Genomic DNA, 20,921 nt, shown 5'->3' with positions numbered 1-20,921 from the left:
GTGCGGAAGCGGATTCAGGTGGAAAGCCGGGGTCGCAGCTCAATGAGTAATCAGGTGCGCCGCTGTGCCATCACTGTCAGGGCGATGCCCGCGGCGATGACCAGGGCACCCGCCCAGGTCGCAAGGCTGTAGCGCTCGTCGAGCAAAAAGGTCGCGATAACCAGGCCGACGCTGGCGGCGACATAACCGATCTGACTCAAGAGAACCGGCCCGCCGAGATGTTGCAGCCGAAAGAAGAGCGGGAAGGTCGCCGCAGCGGCCACCGCCTGCAACAAGGCCGCTCCGGGAACGGCTGCCAGGGACGCCAACGGCACACCCCCCTCCACCAGAAACAGCAGCGCGACAAAAGCGAGGATCGCCGCCCCGTGACTCCAGAAGGCGAGCGCGTCGGGCGAGGTGTTCTCCGGCCAGGCCACGGTCCGGTAGACATTGCCGACGGCAAGCGTTACCGGCACCGCGAAGCCCGCCACAATCCAGAACAGATCCGGTGCATCCGGAGCCGAGCCTCTGGTCAGGCTGACGATGGCCGCCCCGGTCAAACCAACCGCGATCCCGGCAAGGCCGAGCCGGTTCGGTGTCTTGAGGCCGAGCAGGGCGGAGAAGGCCAGCGTGAAGACCGGTGACTGGGCGAACATCAGCCCCATATAGCCGGCACCCGCATGCGGAATCACGGCAAAGAGAATGACATTCGGGATCACGTAGGAGACCAGGCTCGCAATCACCGAAAAGCGCGCCAGCGCGCGGTTTGGACGCCGCAGGCCGCCCCGCATGACAAGCACGGGAAACATCAGCGCCGCGACCCCGACCGACGGGATCATGGCCCAGAGGATAGGTGAGATGCCGGCATCGCCGGCGATTTTCCCGAGCGGGAAATTCACACCGATCAGGGCGCCGGTCATAATCAGCAGCAGGGACGGGTTCGCAAACATCGATCTTGGTTGCGCGCCTTCTACGGGATGGTCAAGCGATTGCGTCATCTTGGTTCTCCTCCCGTTCTAGAGCACTGCCGCCGCAGGGAAAGGTCCCGGCGAGGCAATCCGGGACAACGGCTTGCGGTCACTTGGCATCTCCCGCTCGGCCAGCGCATTCGGCAGCCGCTCCGGCGCCCCCCTGCGGCCAACCGCAATGGCGATTTCAATCCTGAAGCGTGACGGAATGGCGAGTGCGGAACGTGCCAGCTCCCGGTCAATTCCGGCCATTGCATGGGCGTGGTAGCCGCGCGCCGTGGCCTGGAGCGCGAGATGGGCCCAGGCCGCCCCCGCATCGAAACTGTTTATCGAGGACACCCGGTCGGGCCGGTTAGCGTCCCCCGGCATCAGCGTATCGGAGAGCAGGACAAAGAGAACGGAGGCGTCGCGCGCCCAAGCCTTGTTGAAATCGTCCAGCACGCCGACGAACCGGTCCCAATGCGCACCGTTCCGGGTCGCATAGAGGAAATGCCACGGCTGAATATTGAAGGCCGAGGGAGCCCATCGGGCCGCTTCAAGAATTGTCAGCAGGTCCTCGTCCGGCATGATTTCGGGCTCGAAACTGCGCGGTGACCATCTGTCCAGAAACAGCGGTTCGATCGGATGGTCCGTTGTACGGAAATAACTCATGGGGCAAGTCCTTCACAATCAGGGGCGGGTGTCTTAAGCTGTTGTCATTCGATGCACGATTATACGGCATCAGATAATTTGATATCGAACTATTTGATGGCGAAAGACCCATGAGTCAAGAGTCGCGTGCAAAATCACGTGCGGAATCCGCGCAGGGTGCCCCGCTGGAGACGATCCTTCAGCAATGGAAACGGGAACGGCCGGACCTCGATCCGTCCCCCATGGCGGTCTGCGGCGCGCTGCGGCGGGCAAATGACAGGGTCCGGACCGCGGTTGAGGGCAATGCCGCGAATGGCGGTCTGGATGGCGCCGGATTCGACGTGTTACTGACCCTGCGCCGTCAGGGCAAAGGCGAAACCCTGACGCCTTCGGAATTGGCGGGCGAGATGATGCTTTCAACCTCGGCCATGACCAACCGGCTCGACCGCCTGGAAAAACGCGACCTGATCGAGCGCCAGTCGGACCCGAAAGACAGGCGCAGCCTCAAGATCGCCTTGACCGAAGACGGCTTCGCGTTGGCGGACAGCCTCGTCACGTCCCATCTCGCGGTCGAGGAACAGATGCTGGCGCCGCTCGACAAAGCCGAACGGGAGGAATTGAAGCGCCTGCTGGCAAAAATCGGCGTCTAACTCAGAGCCGCTTGCCGCTCTCCGGGTCGAACAGATGCACCTGATCCGGTGCGACACTCACCCGAATGCTGTCACCGTCTGAAAGCGTCTGGTGTCCGGCAAGCCGGACCGTGGTCAGATCGCCATTGCCGGGTGCCATGCCATGCATCAGCGTTTCCGCGCCGAGATGCTCGACCAAATCGATATGAACCTCCAGGCCTTCCCCTTCGCCGCAGGGCTGGAAATGCTCAGGCCGGATGCCGACTGTCACCGGCTGACCTTCGGCGAGGTTTTTCGCCTGCCCGTTCAGCCCGATACGCTGACCGGAGCCGAGCACGGCCGCGCCGCTCTCGACCGTGCCTTTCATGAAGTTCATGGAAGGCGAGCCAATGAAGGCGGCGACGAACATGCTGGCCGGACGGTCATAAACCTCGATCGGGGTGCCGATCTGCTCGGCGATGCCCGCATTCATCACCACCAGCCGGTCCGCCATAGTCATGGCCTCGACCTGATCGTGGGTGACATAGAGGCTGGTAGTGCCGAGCTGACGTTGCAGTTTTTTCACCTCAACCCGCATCTGAACACGGAGCTTGGCATCCAGGTTCGACAGCGGCTCGTCAAACAGGAAAACGGCGGGCTCGCGGACGATGGCCCTGCCCATGGCGACGCGCTGGCGCTGGCCGCCGGAAAGCTGCTGCGGGCGGCGGGCGAGCAGCGGGGAAAGTTCCAGAATCTCGGCGGCCTTCCGTACCCGCTGGGCGATCTCTTCCTTCGCCATGCCCCGGTTCTTCAACCCGTAGGCCATGTTGCCCTCGACGGTCATGTGCGGATAGAGCGCGTAGTTCTGGAACACCATGGCGATGTCCCGGTCCGCCGGCTCCAGCATGTTCACCTGACGGCCCGAGATTGAGACGTCCCCGCCGGAAATGCTCTCCAGCCCGGCCACCATGCGCAGCAGGGTCGATTTTCCGCAGCCCGACGGGCCGACCAGGGCGATAAACTCGCCGTCCTGAATGTCGATATCGATCCCATGAATGGCCTTGAAGCCGTTCGGGTAGGTTTTCTCGACGTTGGTGAGTGCGACCTCGGCCATCCTCAATTCCTCATTTCTCGGACTCGACGAGGCCCTTCACGAACCATCGCTGGAAGATCAGCACCACCATGACCGGGGGCAGCATCGCCAGGAAGGAAAGCGCGAGGGCCTTGTTGTATTGCGGGATACGGTTGCCTTCGAGATCGTTCAGGATCTGCTTAATCCCCATGACAACGGTGAAATAGCTCTCGTCCGTGGTCATCAGGATAGGCCAGAGATACTGGTTCCAGCCGACCACGAACATGATGATGAAGATCGCCGCGATCATGGTTTTCGACAGCGGCAGCAGGATATCGACGAAGAAGCGGAACGGCCCGGCACCGTCGATCCTTGCTGCTTCCAGAATCTCGTCCGGCACGGACTTGTAGAACTGACGGAAGAAGAAGGTCGCGGTGGCCGACGCGATCAGCGGCAGGATCAGGCCGGTATAGGAGTTCAGCATGCCGAGCTTCGAGACCACCTCGTAGGAGGGGATGATCCGGACCTCGAGCGGCAGCAGCAGGGAGGAGAAGATGATCCAGAAGAAAAAGCTGCCCGCCGGAAACCGGAAATAGACGATGGCATAGGCCGCGATGGTCGAAATCAGGATCTTGCCGACCGAGAATCCGAGGCCGAGGATCAGGGAGTTCTTCAACATCAGCACGGCGTTCACGGTCTGGGTGAAGCCGGTATTGTCGAACAGAACCGCGCTGTAGGTTTCCCAGAAATAGTCGCCAAACCAGAATTGCAGCCCCTCGGAAAGAAGCGTCTCCGGCCGGTGCGTCGAAGAGGCGAAGACCACCCAGATCGGCAGCAGCAGAAACAGCACGCCGAGGATCAGGATCAGATGGTCCGTAGGTTTGATACGATGCATGGCTCGATCCCCGGCTCAGTAATGGATGCGCTTCTCGAGCACGCGGAACTGCACAACGGTCAGTCCCAGCACGAGGATCATGAGAATGACGGACTGGGCGGAGCTGCCGCCGATATCCGCGCCGAGGAAGCCGTCCTGATAGACTTTGTAAACCAGCGTCGCCGTGCCGCCGCCGGGGGCGCCGCGTGTCATCGTGTCGATCACGCCGAAGGTCTCGAAGAAGGCATAGGTGATGTTGATCACCAGCACGAAGAAGCCGGTCGGTGCCAACAGCGGCAGGGTCACGGTCCAGAACCGGCGGAAGCCGTTGCGGCAGTCGATCAGGGCCGCCTCGCGCACGGCACGCGGGATGCTCTGCAGGCCGGCAAGGAAATAGATGAAATTGACGCTGATCTGCTTCCAGACCGAGACCAGGATCACCGTCACTGAAGCGTCGAACACGTCGAGCTGCGGGTTGAAGGGCCAGCCGGTGGCGTTGAACAGGTGATTGAGCGGGCCGATGCTGCGGTCGAACAGGAAGACTCCCATCATGCCGGCAACGGCAGGCGCCACGGCATAGACCCAGGTCAGCATGATCTTGTAGGCCGCCTGGCCATGCAGGATGCCGTCCGCCTTGACCGCCAGCAGCAGGGCGAAGGCCATGGAGAGGAAGGCGACCAGCCCGGAGAAGATCGCGGTGAAGAGCGCCGAACGGGCGTAATGCTCGTTCGAGACCACTTCGGTGAAATTTTCGAACCCGACGAACTGGCTGGACAGGCCGAACGGATCTTCCAGCATGAAGGACTGGTAGACCGCCTGGGCCGCGGGCCAGACAAAGAAAATAAAGATGATCGCGAGCTGTGGCGCGATCAGCAGATACGGCAGGGTGAGACTGTCGAATTGCTGCCGTTTCATCGGCGACTTCCTTTAGCGACCCGGAACAGGAAAGCGGCGGACGGTCGAAACCGCCCGCCGCTCTGATGAGAAATGCTGGTTACTGAACCGTCTTGGCGAAGCGGGCCAGCAGCTTGTTGGCGCCGTCCTCGATGGCCGCGAAAGCGTCGTCGACGGACTTGGTGCCGGCGAAGACCTGATCATATTCGCGGGTCATGACTTCGCGGACCTGCACGTAGTAACCGAGGCGATAGCCCTTGTTGTTCTCGGCAGATTTCTGGCTCAGCTGCTGGATGCCGACCTCGGCGTCCGGCTCGTCCTTGTAGTAACCGGTTTCCTTGGCCAGCGTGTAAGCGGCGTTGGTGATCGGCACGTAGCCGGTTTCCTTGTGCCAGAAGAACTGGGTTTCCGGCTTGGTCAGGAACTGGAAGAACTTGGCAACGCCTTCGTTCTGGGCCTTTTCCTTGCCGCTGAAGGCAAAGAGCGCGGCGCCACCGATGAAGGTCGTGTATTCCTCACCTTTGGTGATGCTGTTCCAGTACGGCAGGTTGGTGGTGCCGAAGGCGAACTTGGCGCTCTTCTTCAGGCCGCCGAAGGAACCCGAGGAGCCGAGCCACATGGCGACTTCCTGGTCGATGAAGGGCTTCTGGTTGTCGCCCCACTTGCTGCCGTAATACCCGAACAGGCCGGCTTGCTGCCATTCGCGTGCCTTGGAGAAGTGCATGCGCATGTGTTCGTTGTTGTAGTTGATCTTGGTAGCAACGCCGTCGAAGCCGTTATTCTCGTTCGCTAGCGGGATGTTGTGCCGGGAATGGAAGTTCTCGGAGAAGATCCACGGGGTGTGCGACTGGGAAAGGGCGATGTAACCGGCTTTCTTCAGCTTCGGCGCGATTTCCTCAAACTCTTCCCAGGTCTTCGGCGGCTGCACGCCGGCTTTGGCGAGCGCGTCCTTGTTGTAATAGAGCACCGGGGTGGAGCTGTTGAACGGCATGCCGATCATGTCGCCCTTGCTGTCCGCATAGAAGTTACGGACGCCGGAGATGTAATCCTCGGCGTGGAACGGAACGCCGTTCTCGTTCAGCAGGCTGGCCACCGGATAAACGGCGCCCTTGGCATTGATGATGGTGGCGGAGCCGGCGTCGAAGATCTGGATGATGTTCGGCGCTTCACCGGCGCGGAATGCAGCGATCCCGGCGGTCATGGTCTCTTCGTAGCCGCCCTTGTAGATCGGGGTCAGCTTGTATTCGCTCTGGGACGCGTTGAAGTCCTTGGCGATGGTGTTGACCGTCTCACCGAGACCGCCACCCATGGCGTGCCAGAAGGTGATTTCGGTGGCCGCGTTTGCGGCGCCGGCGCCGAGCATGGCAAGGCCGGCAGCAGCGGCGAAGATCGTCTTGGTCGCTTTCATAAGAGGCTCCGTTGGAAGAAATACGAGCGGCGACCCTATTCCCGGCACACGTCCGAACGGTGAAAGAACCGTGACATTTTCGTTGCAATAATGGCGACTAAGTTTCTCTTTTCATTTGAAAATATGAACTGTTCGTTTGTTTATTTCCGGTCATCCAGCCGCTGCGGAGATACCCGATTTGCCGCGCAAGGCGCGGATAGTCGGAGGATGCTCCGAAAGGGTATAAAATGGGCGAAGTCACCGAGGAGACCGGACCCATGGCGGACAGCAGTTCAATCGGAACCCCTGAATCAAACCGTTTCAGCGACGATGCGGCGCGCTGGACTGCGGTGGAGACCCGAGACCAGGAAGCGGTTGGCGTGTTCTTCTACGCGGTGACCACCACTGGTATCTATTGCCGCCCGAGTTGCTCCTCGCGCAAACCGAAGCGCGAGAACGTCCGGTTCTATGACAGCGCCGCCGAGGCGGAGGCAGGCGGCTACCGGGCCTGCCGGAAATGCCTCGGCGCCGATGCGGCCCACACCCGGCGTCTCGGCGCAGTCGAAGCGGCCTGCGCCCTGCTTGACGCCGCAGACGAAACCGCACCGACCCTGGATGCGCTGGCCGACGTAACCGGTCTCTCCCCCTATCACCTGCAACGCACCTTCAAGGCTGCAACCGGCGTGACCCCGAGGCAATATTGGGATGCCCAGCGGCTCGGCAGGCTGCGCGAGAACCTGAAATCGGGCGAAGCCGTTTCCCCGGCGCTTTACGGGGCGGGATACGGTTCCTCCAGCAGGCTTTATGAAAAAGCCCGCGGCCAGCTCGGCATGACGCCCGCGACCTACGGCAAAGGCGGACGCGGTGCGGTCATCGCCTTTACCCTCGCGCCCAGCCCGCTTGGCCAGATTCTCATCGCGGCCACGGAGAGCGGGATCTGCTTTCTTGCACTGGGCGAGGATGCCGGAAAACTTGAGGCGGAACTCCGTGAGGAATTCCCGAAAGCGGAAATCGTCCGGGACGACGACACACTAGGCAGGATCACCGAGGCCGTGATCGCCCATCTCGAGGGACGGCTACCGGATATCAACCTGCCGCTCGACATCCAGGCGACCGCCTTTCAGCGCCAGGTCTGGGAAGCCCTGATGGACGTGCCCTACGGCGAGACCCGAACCTATGGCGAGCTGGCGCACGCCATCGGCAAGCCAGGTGCGCCCCGGGCGGTCGGCCGGGCCTGCGGCAGCAACCGCGTCGCCCTTGTCATTCCCTGCCATCGCGCGGTCGGGGCCGGCGGCAGCCTGACCGGCTATCGCTGGGGCGTGCCCCGCAAGCGCCAATTGCTGGATGAAGAGCGTCAACAGCGTGACGAGATGACCCTGGCCGAGGCAGGGTAAACCAATCGGTATACCGCAGCGCAGAATTGCGTTATGAAAGAAAGGTCGTCAGCAGTGGCGGCCTTTTTCCCATGTCGAAGATCACCCATGCAAAAAACCGATTTCCGGGTCGATTCGGCCAGCGGCATCGCGACTCTCACGCTGATGGTCGCCCTCGGCCAGATGGCCGTCGGCCTGCTCGTTCCGTCTCTGCCGTCGCTCGTCGACTATTTCCAGACGGACATGGGCACCGTTCAGCTCACCCTGACGGTGCATTTCACCGCCTTCGCCTTTTTCCAGCTACTCGCAGGGCCGCTGTCGGACCGGTTTGGCCGCCGCCCGGTGATCCTGACCGGCCTCGCGATCTATGTTGCCGGCGCCATCGCCTGCGCGCTGGCAACCACGATCTGGGCGCTGATCAGTGCCCGCGTGCTGCTCGCCATTGGTGCCTGCGCCGGTCACGCCGTCAGCCGGGCGCTCATCCGGGACAAGTCCGAAGGCGCCGAATCCGCCCGGATCATGTCCTTCATCGGCATGGCCATGGCGCTCTCGCCAGCGCTGACCCCGACCATCGGCGGTCAACTGCAGGGCCATTTCGGCTGGCAGGCCTCGTTCGTTTTCATGGCGGTCGTCGCCGGCGTGCTGTTCCTCTTCAGCCTGTTCCGGCTGCCGGAGACCCTCGCGCAGAAAAATTTCGACGCAATGAAGCTCGGCGGCATGCTCAGAACCTACGGCACACTGATCGTCGACCGCCGGTTCTTCGGTTATGCCGCCCTGAACGGCTGTATCTTCGGCATGCTCTTCGCCTACCAGACCGGCTCGCCCTACATCCTGATGGTGGAGCTCGGCTATTCGCCGCAAGCCTACGGTTTGCTGATCCTGTTCAATGTCGCGGGTTTCCTGACCGGCAACATCATCACCAACCGGTTCGGCCGCCGGATCGGCATCCACAACATGGTCCGGATCGGCAGCGTCGTCGGCCTGATCGCGGGCTTCGCCATGTTCATCCCGGCCCAGCTCGGCCATGTCTCCGCCGCCGCGATCATCGGCCCAAGCATGCTGCTCCTCGTCGCCCTCGGCATCACCCTGCCAAGTTCCATGGCCGGTGCGCTTCAGCATTTCCCGCATATCGCCGGTGTCGCTTCCGCCCTCCTCGGCTTTCTGCAGATGGGAACCGGGGCGGTCGGCTCCTTCATCATCAGCAGCCTGCAGAACGACCATCCCCTGGTGATGCCGGACCTGTTCGCGGTAGCCGGTGTGCTCGGCGTGGTTTCGGTAATGCTGATCCCACGCCCGGGAGAAGCGAAAGACTGAGCCGCCGCAATTGACCCGGCGGGTCCACGGCGGCAGTAATATCTGGTAGTTTACATTCCCTGAACCACTAGACCTTGGTAAATGCTACACCCATGAATGCATCCAGCCCCTTGATCGTGAGAGGCCGTGACGGCGCTGATATCGAGGTACCCGTACGGATCTCGACCCGCGCCCGGCGCCTGTCGCTGAAAGTCGATCCGGCCCGCGGGGCACCAGAGCTGGTGCTGCCTCCAGGCGTTTCCCGCTCTCAGGCAGAGAGCTTCGTCGCCCGGAACGTCGTCTGGCTGGAAAACCGCCTGGCCCGCCTGCCGGACGCCATCCCCTTTGAAGACGGCACAACAATTCCCCTGCTCGGTGTCGACCACCGGATCCGCCATGCACCGGAACTGCGAGGTGCGGTCCGTCGCACCGAATGCCTTGATGATGGCTTACCATATCTGGAAGTGTCCGGCGGTGCTGACCATCTGGCCCGGCGACTGACGGACTGGCTGAAACGGGAAGCCCGGCGGGAGCTCTCGGATCGTGCCCGCTTCCATGCGGAGCAAGTTGGGCGCAAGCCGACGCGGATTTCCGTGCGGGACACACGCAGCCGCTGGGGAAGCTGCTCCTCCACCGGCGCGCTGTCCTTCTCCTGGCGCCTGATCTTGGCGCCGGAACATGTGCTGGATTATGTCTGCGCCCATGAAGCCGCCCACCTGATCGAAATGAACCATTCTGGCCGGTTCTGGGCGCTGTGCGACGGGCTGGTCGAGAATATGGACATGTCCCGCGCCTGGCTGAAACGGCACGGCGCCACGCTGCACCGCTACGGCTGAACCGTTTCCGTCACACGACCATGATCCGGTCAAATTTCCCTACGAAAGTCCCGGACATTCGTTAACGGCCGTCAAGCAGGCACACCTCATATGCATTCTCTCCGGCGCTTCTCGCTGCTTTGTTCCCTTGCCATCGCCGCCGCGCTCATTGCCGGTCAGTTCGGCGCCTTTCATCCGTTGGCAGACAGTTTTTCCCATCTGCGCCTGCACCTGTTGGTTCTCGCCGTTCCCTTCCTGCTTCTGCTGCTGGTCACGCGTGCCTGGATCAGCGCTCTGTTTCTGACCACCGTGATCGTGGTCAGCGCCGGCTCGCTTGGCCAGCTTTTCGGCGGAAGCATGCTCTCGGAAGACCGGCCGCGGGGGCCGGGCAATCTCCGGGTCCTGTCTCTCAACATGAACCACAACCACGCCAGGATTGAACCGGTGACGGCCTATATTGTGGAGATGGAACCCGACGTCATTACCTTGCAGGAAGCCGCTGTCGAGCAACCGAGACTGACGAAGCGTCTCAAGGAAACCTACCCGTATCAGGTCATCTGCCCGTATAGGGGGTCGGTCGGTATTGCTGTGCTGTCCCGGACAGCATTCACCGGGACCGGCTGTCTGGAGGATAACCGGCTCGCCTGGGCTACCGTTTCAGGCGGCGGGCGGGACACCACGATTGCCTCGCTTCATTTGCGCTGGCCGTTCCCTCTGCCCCAGGCCAAGCAAATCGAGGCATTGGCTGATATCTGGAACCAGCTTGACACTCCACTGATCATCACCGGTGACTTCAACGCCGCCCCCTGGAGCCACGCCGTGCAGAAGATCGCGGCTGATTCAGGCACGCGGGTGGTACCGGGCCTGCGCCGCTCCTTCACCTGGGGGGATAACTGGCTAGGCGACCTGATGGCCCTGCCGATCGATCATGCCCTGATCTCGCCAACGTTGAAGGTGGGCGGTGCCGCCCTCGGCCTGCATGTAAGCTCGGACCATCTGCCATTGATCGTAGATATCGAAACAGGCGCTCGTTAATCAGCGTCAGGACTAATTAGTGTTCAGGACCAGTGATCGGGGCGGCCCATCTGCCGCCTTCGACATGAAGGCAGCCCAGATTTCCGCGGGCAAGCTGCCGCCGGTGACACCATCCATGGCCGACGCATCGTCCCGGCCGACCCAGACCCCTGCAACCAGATCCGCCGTATAGCCGATGAACCAGGCATCGCGGAAATCCTGGGACGTGCCTGTCTTGCCTGCAGCCGGACGCCCGATCCGGGCCCTGCGCCCGGTTCCGTTTTCCACCACCGACTGCAGCATCGTGTTCAATGCGGAGACGATCCGTGCTTCCACGATCTGCGGGGCGGGCCGATCATCACGCGCGTAGATCGCACCTTCGGCGGATGTCTGAATGCGCTCTACCGCATAGGGCGAGACAAACCGCCCCTGATTGGCGAAGGCTGCATAGGCTGCTGTCATTTCCAGCAAGGTTACTTCGCCGGCACCGAGCGCGAGGCTCGGCCCCTCGGGCAGGGATGCCGTCACGCCGAGACGGCGCGCGACCGAGAGCGCGCGGCGGCGGCCGATCGCTTCGGAAAGATTTACCGTTGCCGCGTTCAGGGAATGCGCCAGCGCATCCTCAAGCGTGACCTCACCCCGATACCGGCCATCAAAATTCCGAGGCGTCCAGCCGTTCAGCGCAACCGGCGCATCGGGCAGCCGCGTCGATGGCGTATAACCCGCCTCAAGCGCAGCCAGAAAAACGAACGGCTTGAAGGCGGAGCCCGGCTGGCGTAGCGCCTGGGTGGCTCGGTTGAACTGGGAAGCGGCATAGTCGCGCCCGCCGATCATCGCCCGGACAGCGCCATCCGGCGACATCACCACCATGGCAATCTGTCGGGCGCCTTTCTTGGTGCCGCGCTTCATGCCCTCGCTGACAGCCTGTTCCGCGATCCGCTGCAGCCGGCGGTCAAGGGTCGTGCGGACCGAGCGGTCCCCGCCGCCGGGACCGGCATAACCGTTCGCCCGTTCACGCGCCCAGTCGGCGAAATAACGATGATTGCGGCTGACCCCCGCCGCGCCCTGGATTGCGGAAGGACGGGCAGCGATCCGCTCGGCCTCGTCCTCGGTCAAATAGCCCGCATCGACCATGTTCAGAAGAACCTGCCGGGTGCGACCATTGGAACGCTCCCGGTCAACGGCCGGATTGTAACGTGACGGGGCCTTCAGCAAGCCGACCAGCAGGGCCGATTGGTACGCCGTCAGATCCTCGACCGGGCGGCGGAAATATTTCCGGGCCGCTGCATCCACGCCGTAGGCACCGGCGCCGAAATAGACCCGGTTGAGATAAATGGCGAGAATTTCCTGCTTGCTGAAGCGGTGCTCCAGCCAGAAGGCCAGCAGCAGTTCCTGGATCTTCCGGGAGTAGGACCGGTCCGCGCTGAGAAAGACGTTCTTGGCGAGCTGCTGGGTCAGCGTGCTGCCGCCCTGCACCGTCCGGCCCGCCTTCAGATTGACGACGGCCGCGCGCAGGATCGAAATCGGATCGATGCCGAAATGAGAGAAGAACCGTCGATCCTCGGTCGCGACCAGGGCGTTTATCAGGGGATTGGGAAGATTGGCCGCCGTGACCGGGCGGCCATGCAGCGCACCGTAGGATACGAACATGGCGCCATCTCTATCGAGCAGGCGGGTCGCGCCTGCCCGCTCATATCTGTCGAGATCGGTGATATCCGGTAGCTGATAGGCATGATAGGCGAGCACACCGCCAACCAACACGAAAGCCCAGATAGCAGCAACGAAACCGTATTTGATAAGCCCCGTGACGATCCCCGTGCGCTTGCGCACCACGGCCGATTTGCGGCGCCGGGATGTTGTAGGTTTTCGGGCGGTTTTTCTGTCCTGCTTGGCCGTCGATTTGCGCGCAGTATCCTTCGTTGCGGCGGTCTTGCGCGCACCGGAAGATGAGCGGCGCGTTGTCGCCGCAGGCTTTTTTGTCGGAGTCCGTGCCATCAGGAACCGCGCCCAAAGTTTAATGTTAGGATTAACTCATAAGTATCTGATTTAAGCAAATATTTTTAACTTACTTAATATATTGGATTAACTTTAAAAATCTCGTCGCTTTTAATGCAAGGAAAATGAAAATCATTAAAAAACATACAATTAGTAGATTTTCTTAAATATATTTTTAATTTTCAACACTAATTTAATAAATACGTTCAAAAATAGGCGTTAAAAGCTTGTTTTTATTATCCCTCTCGATCCGATCACGCGCTCTCGCATTGTCCGTGATCGTCCAGGCGCGTAGCTATGCGACAGTGACTGCATCACCGGCCGGAGATCCGCCATGACCATCACGGACTGCAGGGACCTCGCCGTCTCGAATGCCGACAACGCCCTCGTCGCGGCATTGGAAAATGCTCACGAAATGTTCCTCACCTATTCCGGGGACCCGCTCGGCGAGATCACCGAGGTACTCGATGCCGAGCCGGATTTCGTCATGGGCCAGATCTTCAAGGCGTCGCTCCTGACGCAGGCGATGGAAACCCGGATCTATCCGGAGCTTGTCAGCACGCTCAAGACCGCCGAAGCGCTGGCACCACGCGCCAATGAACGGGAACGCCGGCATATCGAGGCAATCCGGGCCTGGGCCGACGGCGATTTCCATGGTGCCGTCGATCTCTGGGACGCGTTGCTGGTGCAGTTCCCGCGTGATCTGCTGGCCCTGCAGCTCGCCCATCTCTCCGACGTGCTGCTCGGCGACACGGACAACCAGCGGGACCGGGTGGCCCGCATCCTCCATGCCTGGGATGAAAGCGTGCCGGGATATGGTTATATGCTCGGCCTCTATGCCTTCGGGCTTGAGGAGAACCGGGATTTCGACATCGCCGAGGAGTGCGGCCGCCGCGCCGTGGCCATGAACCCGAAGGACGCCTACGCCATTCACGCGGTCGGTCACGTGATGGAGAGTCAGGGCCGACAATCGGGCGGCATCAACTGGATGCGATCACGCGAGCAGGACTGGGCATACAGCAACTTCGCCAATCATCTCTGGTGGCATCTCTCGCTCTATCATCTCGATCTTGCCCAGAACGATCAGGTGCTCGACATCTATGACCGCTGCCTGCGCAGTACCGATTCAAGCGGCGACAGGTACGAGGAACTGGACGCGGCCGCGCTGCTCTGGCGGCTGGAGCTGCTTGGTGTGGATGTCGGCGATCGCTGGAAGACGCTGGCTGACAAGTGGGAGCCGAGCGCGACTGACACGCTCTATGCCTTCAATGATGTGCACGCGATGATGACCTTTGTCGCCGACGGCCGCTGGGAGGTGGCGGAGCAGGTGCTGAATGCGCATGAGCGCTATACCACCGCCGCCAACGACGCGAACGCGGCCATGACACGGACGGTCGGCCAGCCCTTCTGCAAGGCCCTGAAGGCCTTTGCCGAGGAGAAATATGGAGAGGCCGTCGATATCCTGCTGCCGATCCGGTACCGCACCCGCTATCTCGGCGGCAGCCACGCCCAGCGCGACATTATCGGCATGACCTTGCTGGAAGCCGCCCTCAGGGGAGGGCGAAACGACCTTGCCCTCGCACTGGCCTCAGAGCGCACCGCGCTGAAGCCGACGAGCCCGATGAACTGGCGGTTCGCCGCCCGGGCCCATCGCGGTCGCGGCGATCATACACGGGCGACAGAGGCCGAAGCCCAGGCCATCGCCCTTCATGGATAAGCGTCAGGCCGACGCCTGTTTGTTCCAGGGCATGTGTCGCAGCATCCGCGCCATACCGCACCAGCCGGTCACACCCGCCATCAGCAGGCCAGCACCGACAAAGGCCGGGATCAGGGCATAGATCGGATCGGCCAGATAGCCCGCGAGCCCACCGGCGAAGGCGAAAGACCCGGCGATGATCTGCACCTGGCGCATGATCTCCAGCGGCGCCTTCTTGTTCCGTGTGACTGGCAGGCCCGCATCCTTCCAGGCCTCAAGGCCGCCTTCAAGGAAAGCAGCGGAGGCAAATCCGGCTTCTACAAAAAGCGGCGCATTGATCATGGTCCGATTACCGGAACGGCAATGGAGCACGACGCCTTTACCGCGATAGGGGGCAAGATCTGCGGACTTCCATGCCGAAAGCGGAATGGCAACAGATCCGGGGATCCATTCACGCGCCCGCTCGTCCGGCTCGCGGATATCGATCAGGACAAGCTTTCCGCCTTCGATCTGCGGCGCGGCGCTCTGGGCATCGATGCCCGGGAGTTCCTGGTGATTGGTCTGCATGGGTTTTCCTTTCCTTCGGCCGCTTCTATTCGGCCGCAACATCCGCCTCTTCAGGCGGACAGAAATGCTTCTGTAAAACGGCGAGCAGATCGCTGACCGGGCCCGGTGTCAGGGCGTAATACCGGCTGCGCCCTTCGGCGCGAGCCGCGACCAGTTTTTCCTCCGCCATGCGAGCGAGATGCTGCGAGAGGGCGGGCTGCGAGAGGTCCAGCCGGGCCGCGAGATCATTTACGGTGAGCTCGCCCGCATCCGCGAGGTGGCACAGCACCATGAGCCGGTTCTTGTTCCCGGCAGCCATCAGAAAATCCGCAACACCGGATGCTTTCCGCTCCATGATCTCGAGGGATAGTCCTGCCATTCGCAAAATCCTGAGCGATCCGGTTTACATATATAAGTTATTGCTTATATATTGAATCAACGAAGCGGAAACAAGCCTTTTCCGGGAGAAGTGCCGTGGACAACCTTACAAAGCCTCTGGTCGAAGGATTTTTCGACGAGCGAACATCCACCATTACCTACGTCGTGAGCTGCCCGGACACCAAACAGGCGGTCATCATCGATTCAGTGCTCGATTTCGACTCCGCCTCGGGCCGGACCTTCACCGAGAGCACGGACAAGGTGCTCGGCTATATCCGGGACAAGGACCTGCAGGTGAGCTGGCTGCTTGAGACCCATGCCCATGCCGATCATCTGTCGGGCGCGCCCTATATGCGCCGCGAACTCGGGGTCGGCATCGCCATCGGCGCGCACATCAAAGATGTGCGCGACGTCTTCAAACCGGTCTTCAACCTGCAGAATCTGAGTGAAGAGCCGAACGAGTTCCAGCATCTCTGGCAGGATGGCGACAGCTTCAAGATCGGCAATCTGGACTGCGAGGTGATGCACACGCCCGGTCATACACCGGCTTGCCTAACCTACCGGATCGGCGACGCGCTGTTTGTCGGTGACACGATTTTCATGCCTGATTTCGGCAGTGCCCGCTGCGATTTCCCGGGCGGCGACGCGCGCACCCTCTATCACTCGGTGCAGCGCATCCTGTCACTGCCGGACGACTACCGGATTTTCGTCGGACACGACTACCAGCCGGGCGGCCGCGAGATTGCCTTCGAGACTACAGTCGGGGAAGAAAAGGCCCGGAGTATCCATTTCAAGGACGGCGCCGACGAGGAGAGTTTCGTCGCCATGCGCGAGGCCCGGGACAAGACCCTCGATATGCCGAAGCTGATCCTGCCGTCGATCCAGGTGAATGTCCGGGCCGGGCAGTTACCGGAGCCGGAAGAAAACGGCGTGCGCTATCTGAAACTGCCGCTCAACCAGTTCTGAGGGACGGCGCGCCGCCTCCCTGTCATAGCCCGAGGGCGATGCGGCGCTGTTCGTATTCCGTCTGGTCTATGTCGCCGCGCAGGAACAAATCCATCAAGCCCTTCAACTCGCCGCGTCCAATAGGATTGGCGGCTGTCTGGGGTTGAGATACTGCAGTCGTGGTCCGGGGCGCGGCGGCGGGGGTGGCGGCAGGTAAGATCCTGTCATTGTTGACGTTTGCTGATTCGACCGGATTGCCTTCTTTATCGAACTTTGCTTCATACTCGGCCTTGACGGCCGGAACATCGAGCGCCGTCTGCACCCTGCATGCCCTTTGATCGGCATAGCGAACCAATGCCTTGTTGCGGACATCCAGAGCCTCAAGCTCCTTACCGGGTGCGTCTTTCAGGTCCAGTGCGGCCAGCGCCGGCCAGAACAGCAGGATTCCAACCGCCCCGATCATGATGTTGCGGCCCTGCCGGTCATGGCCTTCGACAACGCGCGAGCGCATTGCATCATTGTTCCGCCCGATTTCCCGATCGAGCTCGGAACAGGTCAGTTGATCGTCCTGCCGGGTAAACTCGGCAACAGTGACGGCTTCCCTTCCGGCGCAAGCCGAAAGCGATAGCACGAGGCACAAGGCCACGGCCCGACGATGCAACATGGATTTCCCCCAACGTCCCCAAACGCGCTTCAGTCTCGAGCGTACCCGCGACACGATTCACGGGCAATAGCCGAGAAAGTCTCTCGCGTTAGAGAGTCATCGGGGCCGCCGATCAGATATCGAGATTAGCCACCTTCAGCGCATTCTCCTGGATGAATAACCGGCGCGGTTCGACCACGTCGCCCATCAGGGTGGAGAAGATTTCCTGCGCCTCGTCCAGATGGTCGACCCGGACCTGCAGCAGGGTGCGCTGATTGACGTCGAGGGTGGTTTCCCAAAGCTGATCCGGGTTCATCTCGCCGAGACCTTTATATCGGTTCACGGTGAGGCCCTTGCGGCCGCTTTCCTGGATCGCCTCGATCAGTGCGATCGGGCCATGGATCCGCCGTTCCGCATCTTTCATCATCAGGGTGGCGCCTTTGCCAAACGTCGCTGAAAGCTCTTCGGCAAGACCGGTGAGGCGCCGGGCCTCAGGCGTCCGGACCTGCATCTGATCGATCCGGTACCGCTCGGTCACGCCACGCAAGGTGCGCTCGAACACCAGCTCGATATTGTCCGCATCGAATTGACCGGTCCAGCCACGCTCGATGTCTTCAGAAAGCGCGTCAAGCCGTTCGGCAATGCTGGTTGCCGTTTTAGTAGCGGCCTCTGGATCGGCAAGCAATTCCGGGCTCAATGCACCGGCAATAGCGCATTGCTCGACCACGAAGGCGGAGCCGATGCGGCGGACCAAAGGCTCGATCAGGGTTTTTGCATCCCGCGCCTGTTCGGCCATCCGCTCAAGGTCCGGACCGAGCATCTGGGCACCATCGGCAAGCTTCAGGGTGACCCCGTCAATGCCGTTGCTGATCAGGTAGGCTTCCAGCTCCCGGTCGTCCTTCAGATAGGTCTCGGAACTGCCTTTCTTGGCCCGGTAAAGCGGCGGCTGCGCGATATAGAGATGGCCGCGTTCCACCAGTTCCGGCATCTGCCGGAAGAAGAAGGTGAGCAGCAGAGTTCGGATGTGACTGCCGTCCACGTCGGCGTCAGTCATGATGATGATCTTGTGGTAGCGCAGCTTGTCGATATTGAACTCTTCCGAGCCGATACTGGTGCCAAGCGCGGCAATGATGGTGCCGATTTCCTGGCTGGACAGCATCTTGTCGAAGCGGGCCCGCTCCACGTTCAGGATCTTGCCGCGCAACGGCAGAATAGCCTGGGTCTTCCGGTCCCGGGCCTGTTTGGCGGAGCCGCCGGCGCTGTCACCCTCAACCAGGAAGACTTCGCAGAGCGACGGATCGCGCTCCTGGCAGTCGGCCAGCTTGCCCGGCAGGTTGGCGATATCGAGCGCGCCCTTGCGTCGGGTCAACTCGCGCGCCTTGCGGGCGGCTTCCCGCGCCGCCGCGGCTTCATACGCTTTGGAAACAATCTTTCTGCCGTCTGCCGGATGTTCCTCGAACCATTGCTGCAGCCGCTCGCCAAGGATTGATTCGACCACCGGCCGGACCTCGGAAGAGACCAGCTTGTCCTTGGTCTGGGAGGAGAATTTCGGGTCCGGAACCTTTACGGACAGAACGCAGGTCAGACCCTCACGGGCATCGTCACCGCTGAGCTGGGTCTTTTCCTTCTTCGCGATCCCGCTTTCCTGCGCATAGGCATTGATCGTCCGGGTCATGGCACCACGGAAACCGGCAAGGTGCGTGCCGCCGTCGCGCTGCGGGATGTTGTTGGTAAAGCAGAGCGTGTTCTCGTGGTAGCTGTCGGTCCACTGCATGGCGACTTCGACAGTGATGCCGTCGCGCTCACCAGAAACCACAATCGACTCATGCAGCGGGCTGTGGTTGCGGTCGAGATAATCGACGAAGGCCTTCAAGCCACCTTCATAGAATAGATCGACGGAGACTTCCTCCGCCTCGCGCTTGTCGCTCAGCAGCACATGTACGCCGGAATTCAGGAAGGCGAGTTCGCGCAACCGGTGTTCCAGGGTCTTGAAGTCGAACACCGTCTTGGTGAAGGTCTCGGTCGAGGGCAGGAACGTGATCTCCGTGCCCTTCTTGCCGTTCGCCGGACCGACCACGGCCAGCGGCGCCTCGACTTCTCCGTGGCGGAAGCGGACCACATATTCCGTGTCGTTCCGCCAGATCCGGAGCTCAAGGCTTTCCGAAAGCGCGTTCACGACCGAAACGCCGACCCCGTGCAGACCGCCGGAAACCTTGTAGGAATTCTGATCGAATTTACCGCCGGCATGGAGCTGGGTCATGATGACCTCGGCGGCGGAGACCCCTTCCTCCGCATGGATATCGACCGGGATACCGCGCCCGTTATCGGTGACCGTTGCCGATCCGTCCGCGTTCAGGGTTACCGTCACCAGATCGCAATGCCCAGCCAGCGCCTCGTCGATGGCGTTGTCGACCACCTCGTAGACCATATGGTGCAGACCCGAGCCGTCATCGGTATCACCGATATACATGCCCGGCCGCTTCCGGACCGCATCAAGCCCGCGCAGGACCTTGATCGACTCGGCGCCATATTCAGCGTCTTCGCTGGTCACGCCGTTCTGTTCCGGAAGATCATCTTGTGCCATGTCGGCTCCTAGTCCTTCAGGTGATCAATCGGCCCGCACTTCACCGTCTTCAACGGCAAAGAACTGGCCTGCGCCCTCAAGGGACGCGAATAGCGCCCGGTCGGTGCCGGTCATCCAGACCTGCCCGCCAAGCGCGAGGAGAATATCGTAAAGCGCGGCCCGCCGCCCGCTGTCGAGATGGGCAGCCACCTCGTCCAGAAGCAGCACGGGAACCGCGCCGGTTTCGTGTGCGCCCAGCCTCGCATGGCCGAGAACGATGGCAATCAGCAGCGCTTTCTGCTCACCCGTCGAGCAGAGCGGCGCCATCATGCCCTTGGTCATATGGCGGACCTCGAGGTCGCTGCGATGCGGGCCGGGAACAACCGCCGGCTCGCTGCCGTCGAGGCGCCGGGCCTTTTCCAGCCGCGCCTTCAGCTCGTCCTCGACCGCAAGCGCCGGACGGCTGGCTATCTCCGTCTCGACATAACCGTCAAGCGAGAGTTCAGCACCCGGGAACGGGCCTGAGCCGGCCATCGTCACCGCATTCAACCGCGCCACAAGACCGGACCGGGCAGCCGCGATGGCGACCGCCTTTTCAGCAATTGATTCTTCGAGCGCCGCGAACCAGGCACGATCCCGTGTGCCATTCCGCAGCAGCCGCGCCCGTTCGCGCAGCGCGTGAGTATAGGCATTCACCCGCGTCGCGTGATCCGGATCGAAGGCATAAACCAGCCGATCCAGAAAGCGCCGCCGGTTCGAGGAGCCCTCGATGAACAACCGGTCCATCTGCGGCGTCAGCCAGGAAACCGCCAGATGCTCGGCCAGCACGGTCTGGCTCTTCGCCGGAACACCGTCGATCCGCACCAGACGTTTCTCGCCACCGTCACGGCCGGTGCCTTCAGGCCCCGGATCGCGCCCGGTGCCGATCTGCACGGACCCGATCATCCCGCCGACCTCAGCCGAAACGGCCCAGGCAGCGTTGCTTCCATCGGCAGCCGCACGGCCAACTTCGGAAATTCTGGCCCGGCGCAAACCGCGCCCCGGGGTCAGGAAAGAAACCGCTTCAAGCAAGTTGGTCTTGCCGGCGCCATTCGGCCCGGTCAGCACGATTGCCGGGGAAGAAACATCCATCCGGGCCGAGGTATAATTGCGGAACGCGGTCACGGACAAACGGTTGACGCGCGGCGAGGCCCGTCCGGTGCTGGTCAGCACCGGTGCGGGCGTCGTTCGGGACATGTCCGTGTTTCG

19 protein-coding genes are annotated in these 20,921 nt (G+C 61.8%); 7 read left to right on the top strand and 12 right to left on the bottom strand.

The genetic code is table 11. The annotated features are described in order from the left end of the window. Positions 1-50 precede the first annotated feature (50 nt). Together VOI22_RS18870 and VOI22_RS18865 are read right to left on the bottom strand one after the other, a co-directional pair. Positions 51-977: a DMT family transporter gene (locus VOI22_RS18870; protein ID WP_323797982.1), complete on the bottom strand. Its 927-nt coding sequence runs from the start codon at positions 975-977 to the stop codon at positions 51-53. A gap of 18 nt (positions 978-995) precedes the next feature. Then, entirely contained in the window at positions 996-1,598 is a 603-nt protein-coding gene (locus VOI22_RS18865) for a nitroreductase family protein (protein ID WP_323797981.1), read from the bottom strand. Between the two features lie 110 nt (positions 1,599-1,708). Between VOI22_RS18865 and VOI22_RS18860 the strand changes: the two genes are divergently transcribed. Next, positions 1,709-2,227, top strand: coding sequence for a MarR family transcriptional regulator (locus VOI22_RS18860; RefSeq protein ID WP_323797980.1), 519 nt, complete (start codon positions 1,709-1,711; stop codon positions 2,225-2,227). Position 2,228: 1 nt separating this feature from the next. On the opposite strand, the gene VOI22_RS18855 is transcribed toward VOI22_RS18860, so the two are convergent. The 4 genes from VOI22_RS18855 to VOI22_RS18840 all read right to left on the bottom strand — a co-directional run bounded on the left by VOI22_RS18855 (position 2,229) and on the right by VOI22_RS18840 (position 6,433). After that, positions 2,229-3,299 (bottom strand): sn-glycerol-3-phosphate import ATP-binding protein UgpC, encoded by a 1,071-nt coding sequence (locus tag VOI22_RS18855; protein WP_323797979.1) that lies wholly within the window; start codon positions 3,297-3,299, stop codon positions 2,229-2,231. A 10-nt stretch (positions 3,300-3,309) separates the two neighbouring features. Further along, on the bottom strand, positions 3,310-4,152 hold the full coding sequence (gene ugpE / locus VOI22_RS18850; protein WP_323797978.1) for a sn-glycerol-3-phosphate ABC transporter permease UgpE: 843 nt from the start codon (positions 4,150-4,152) through the stop codon (positions 3,310-3,312). 15 nt (positions 4,153-4,167) lie between these two features. Further along, positions 4,168-5,046, bottom strand: a complete 879-nt coding sequence (locus tag VOI22_RS18845) for a sugar ABC transporter permease (RefSeq protein WP_323797977.1) — start codon at positions 5,044-5,046, stop codon at positions 4,168-4,170. A gap of 79 nt (positions 5,047-5,125) precedes the next feature. Next, positions 5,126-6,433 (bottom strand): extracellular solute-binding protein, encoded by a 1,308-nt coding sequence (locus VOI22_RS18840; RefSeq protein WP_323797976.1) that lies wholly within the window; start codon positions 6,431-6,433, stop codon positions 5,126-5,128. Positions 6,434-6,690: 257 nt separating this feature from the next. Here VOI22_RS18840 and ada point away from each other — a divergent pair, with 257 nt between their 5' ends. From ada to VOI22_RS18820, 4 genes are all read left to right on the top strand, one after another. After that, on the top strand, positions 6,691-7,806 hold the full coding sequence (gene ada / locus VOI22_RS18835; protein ID WP_323797975.1) for a bifunctional DNA-binding transcriptional regulator/O6-methylguanine-DNA methyltransferase Ada: 1,116 nt from the start codon (positions 6,691-6,693) through the stop codon (positions 7,804-7,806). An 87-nt stretch (positions 7,807-7,893) separates the two neighbouring features. Continuing rightward, positions 7,894-9,099, top strand: a complete 1,206-nt coding sequence (locus VOI22_RS18830) for a multidrug effflux MFS transporter (RefSeq protein WP_323797974.1) — start codon at positions 7,894-7,896, stop codon at positions 9,097-9,099. Positions 9,100-9,191: 92 nt separating this feature from the next. Beyond that, a complete protein-coding gene (locus VOI22_RS18825; RefSeq protein ID WP_323797973.1) occupies positions 9,192-9,914 on the top strand; it encodes a SprT family zinc-dependent metalloprotease in 723 nt (240 codons plus the stop codon). 90 nt (positions 9,915-10,004) lie between these two features. Then, positions 10,005-10,928, top strand: a complete 924-nt coding sequence (locus tag VOI22_RS18820) for an endonuclease/exonuclease/phosphatase family protein (RefSeq protein ID WP_323797972.1) — start codon at positions 10,005-10,007, stop codon at positions 10,926-10,928. 12 nt (positions 10,929-10,940) lie between these two features. Here the strand turns inward: VOI22_RS18820 and VOI22_RS18815 are convergent, their stop codons facing one another. After that, positions 10,941-12,902 carry a PBP1A family penicillin-binding protein gene (locus VOI22_RS18815; RefSeq protein WP_323797971.1) on the bottom strand — a complete coding sequence of 654 codons (1,962 nt, stop codon included), beginning with the start codon at positions 12,900-12,902 and terminating at the stop codon, positions 10,941-10,943. 334 nt (positions 12,903-13,236) lie between these two features. Between VOI22_RS18815 and VOI22_RS18810 the strand changes: the two genes are divergently transcribed. After that, on the top strand, positions 13,237-14,619 hold the full coding sequence (locus VOI22_RS18810; protein WP_323797970.1) for a tetratricopeptide repeat protein: 1,383 nt from the start codon (positions 13,237-13,239) through the stop codon (positions 14,617-14,619). A 3-nt stretch (positions 14,620-14,622) separates the two neighbouring features. Here VOI22_RS18810 and VOI22_RS18805 read toward each other — a convergent pair whose 3' ends face one another. After that, a complete protein-coding gene (locus tag VOI22_RS18805) occupies positions 14,623-15,165 on the bottom strand; it encodes a rhodanese family protein (protein WP_323797969.1) in 543 nt (180 codons plus the stop codon). A 25-nt stretch (positions 15,166-15,190) separates the two neighbouring features. Then, positions 15,191-15,523: a metalloregulator ArsR/SmtB family transcription factor gene (locus VOI22_RS18800; RefSeq protein WP_323797968.1), complete on the bottom strand. Its 333-nt coding sequence runs from the start codon at positions 15,521-15,523 to the stop codon at positions 15,191-15,193. A 95-nt stretch (positions 15,524-15,618) separates the two neighbouring features. Between VOI22_RS18800 and VOI22_RS18795 the strand changes: the two genes are divergently transcribed. Beyond that, positions 15,619-16,488 carry an MBL fold metallo-hydrolase gene (locus VOI22_RS18795; protein ID WP_323797967.1) on the top strand — a complete coding sequence of 290 codons (870 nt, stop codon included), beginning with the start codon at positions 15,619-15,621 and terminating at the stop codon, positions 16,486-16,488. 22 nt (positions 16,489-16,510) lie between these two features. On the opposite strand, the gene VOI22_RS18790 is transcribed toward VOI22_RS18795, so the two are convergent. The 3 genes from VOI22_RS18790 to recF all read right to left on the bottom strand — a co-directional run bounded on the left by VOI22_RS18790 (position 16,511) and on the right by recF (position 20,909). Next, positions 16,511-17,131, bottom strand: a complete 621-nt coding sequence (locus tag VOI22_RS18790) for a hypothetical protein (RefSeq protein WP_323797966.1) — start codon at positions 17,129-17,131, stop codon at positions 16,511-16,513. Between the two features lie 112 nt (positions 17,132-17,243). Further along, positions 17,244-19,694, bottom strand: coding sequence for a DNA topoisomerase (ATP-hydrolyzing) subunit B (gyrB, locus tag VOI22_RS18785; protein ID WP_323797965.1), 2,451 nt, complete (start codon positions 19,692-19,694; stop codon positions 17,244-17,246). A 24-nt stretch (positions 19,695-19,718) separates the two neighbouring features. Then, complete coding sequence (recF, locus tag VOI22_RS18780; RefSeq protein ID WP_323797964.1) at positions 19,719-20,909, bottom strand: DNA replication/repair protein RecF; 1,191 nt, start codon at positions 20,907-20,909, stop codon at positions 19,719-19,721. Positions 20,910-20,921: the final 12 nt, after the last annotated feature.

The organism is Nisaea sp. (genome assembly GCF_034670185.1).
Taxonomy (GTDB): domain Bacteria; phylum Pseudomonadota; class Alphaproteobacteria; order Thalassobaculales; family Thalassobaculaceae; genus Nisaea.
This window is presented reverse-complemented; position numbering and strand designations above follow the sequence as displayed.

What these genes read in the sequence shown, in the direction of transcription:
- VOI22_RS18870 (WP_323797982.1), bottom strand. Translation starts at nt 977, where the DNA reads ATGACGCAATCGCTTGACCATCCCGTAGAAGGCGCGCAACCAAGATCG.
- VOI22_RS18865 (WP_323797981.1), bottom strand. Translation starts at nt 1,598, where the DNA reads ATGAGTTATTTCCGTACAACGGACCATCCGATCGAACCGCTGTTTCTG.
- VOI22_RS18860 (WP_323797980.1), top strand. Translation starts at nt 1,709, where the DNA reads ATGAGTCAAGAGTCGCGTGCAAAATCACGTGCGGAATCCGCGCAGGGT.
- VOI22_RS18855 (WP_323797979.1), bottom strand. Translation starts at nt 3,299, where the DNA reads ATGGCCGAGGTCGCACTCACCAACGTCGAGAAAACCTACCCGAACGGC.
- ugpE (WP_323797978.1), bottom strand. Translation starts at nt 4,152, where the DNA reads ATGCATCGTATCAAACCTACGGACCATCTGATCCTGATCCTCGGCGTG.
- VOI22_RS18845 (WP_323797977.1), bottom strand. Translation starts at nt 5,046, where the DNA reads ATGAAACGGCAGCAATTCGACAGTCTCACCCTGCCGTATCTGCTGATC.
- VOI22_RS18840 (WP_323797976.1), bottom strand. Translation starts at nt 6,433, where the DNA reads ATGAAAGCGACCAAGACGATCTTCGCCGCTGCTGCCGGCCTTGCCATG.
- ada (WP_323797975.1), top strand. Translation starts at nt 6,691, where the DNA reads ATGGCGGACAGCAGTTCAATCGGAACCCCTGAATCAAACCGTTTCAGC.
- VOI22_RS18830 (WP_323797974.1), top strand. Translation starts at nt 7,894, where the DNA reads ATGCAAAAAACCGATTTCCGGGTCGATTCGGCCAGCGGCATCGCGACT.
- VOI22_RS18825 (WP_323797973.1), top strand. Translation starts at nt 9,192, where the DNA reads ATGAATGCATCCAGCCCCTTGATCGTGAGAGGCCGTGACGGCGCTGAT.
- VOI22_RS18820 (WP_323797972.1), top strand. Translation starts at nt 10,005, where the DNA reads ATGCATTCTCTCCGGCGCTTCTCGCTGCTTTGTTCCCTTGCCATCGCC.
- VOI22_RS18815 (WP_323797971.1), bottom strand. Translation starts at nt 12,902, where the DNA reads ATGGCACGGACTCCGACAAAAAAGCCTGCGGCGACAACGCGCCGCTCA.
- VOI22_RS18810 (WP_323797970.1), top strand. Translation starts at nt 13,237, where the DNA reads ATGACCATCACGGACTGCAGGGACCTCGCCGTCTCGAATGCCGACAAC.
- VOI22_RS18805 (WP_323797969.1), bottom strand. Translation starts at nt 15,165, where the DNA reads ATGCAGACCAATCACCAGGAACTCCCGGGCATCGATGCCCAGAGCGCC.
- VOI22_RS18800 (WP_323797968.1), bottom strand. Translation starts at nt 15,523, where the DNA reads ATGGCAGGACTATCCCTCGAGATCATGGAGCGGAAAGCATCCGGTGTT.
- VOI22_RS18790 (WP_323797966.1), bottom strand. Translation starts at nt 17,131, where the DNA reads ATGTTGCATCGTCGGGCCGTGGCCTTGTGCCTCGTGCTATCGCTTTCG.
- gyrB (WP_323797965.1), bottom strand. Translation starts at nt 19,694, where the DNA reads ATGGCACAAGATGATCTTCCGGAACAGAACGGCGTGACCAGCGAAGAC.
- recF (WP_323797964.1), bottom strand. Translation starts at nt 20,909, where the DNA reads ATGTCCCGAACGACGCCCGCACCGGTGCTGACCAGCACCGGACGGGCC.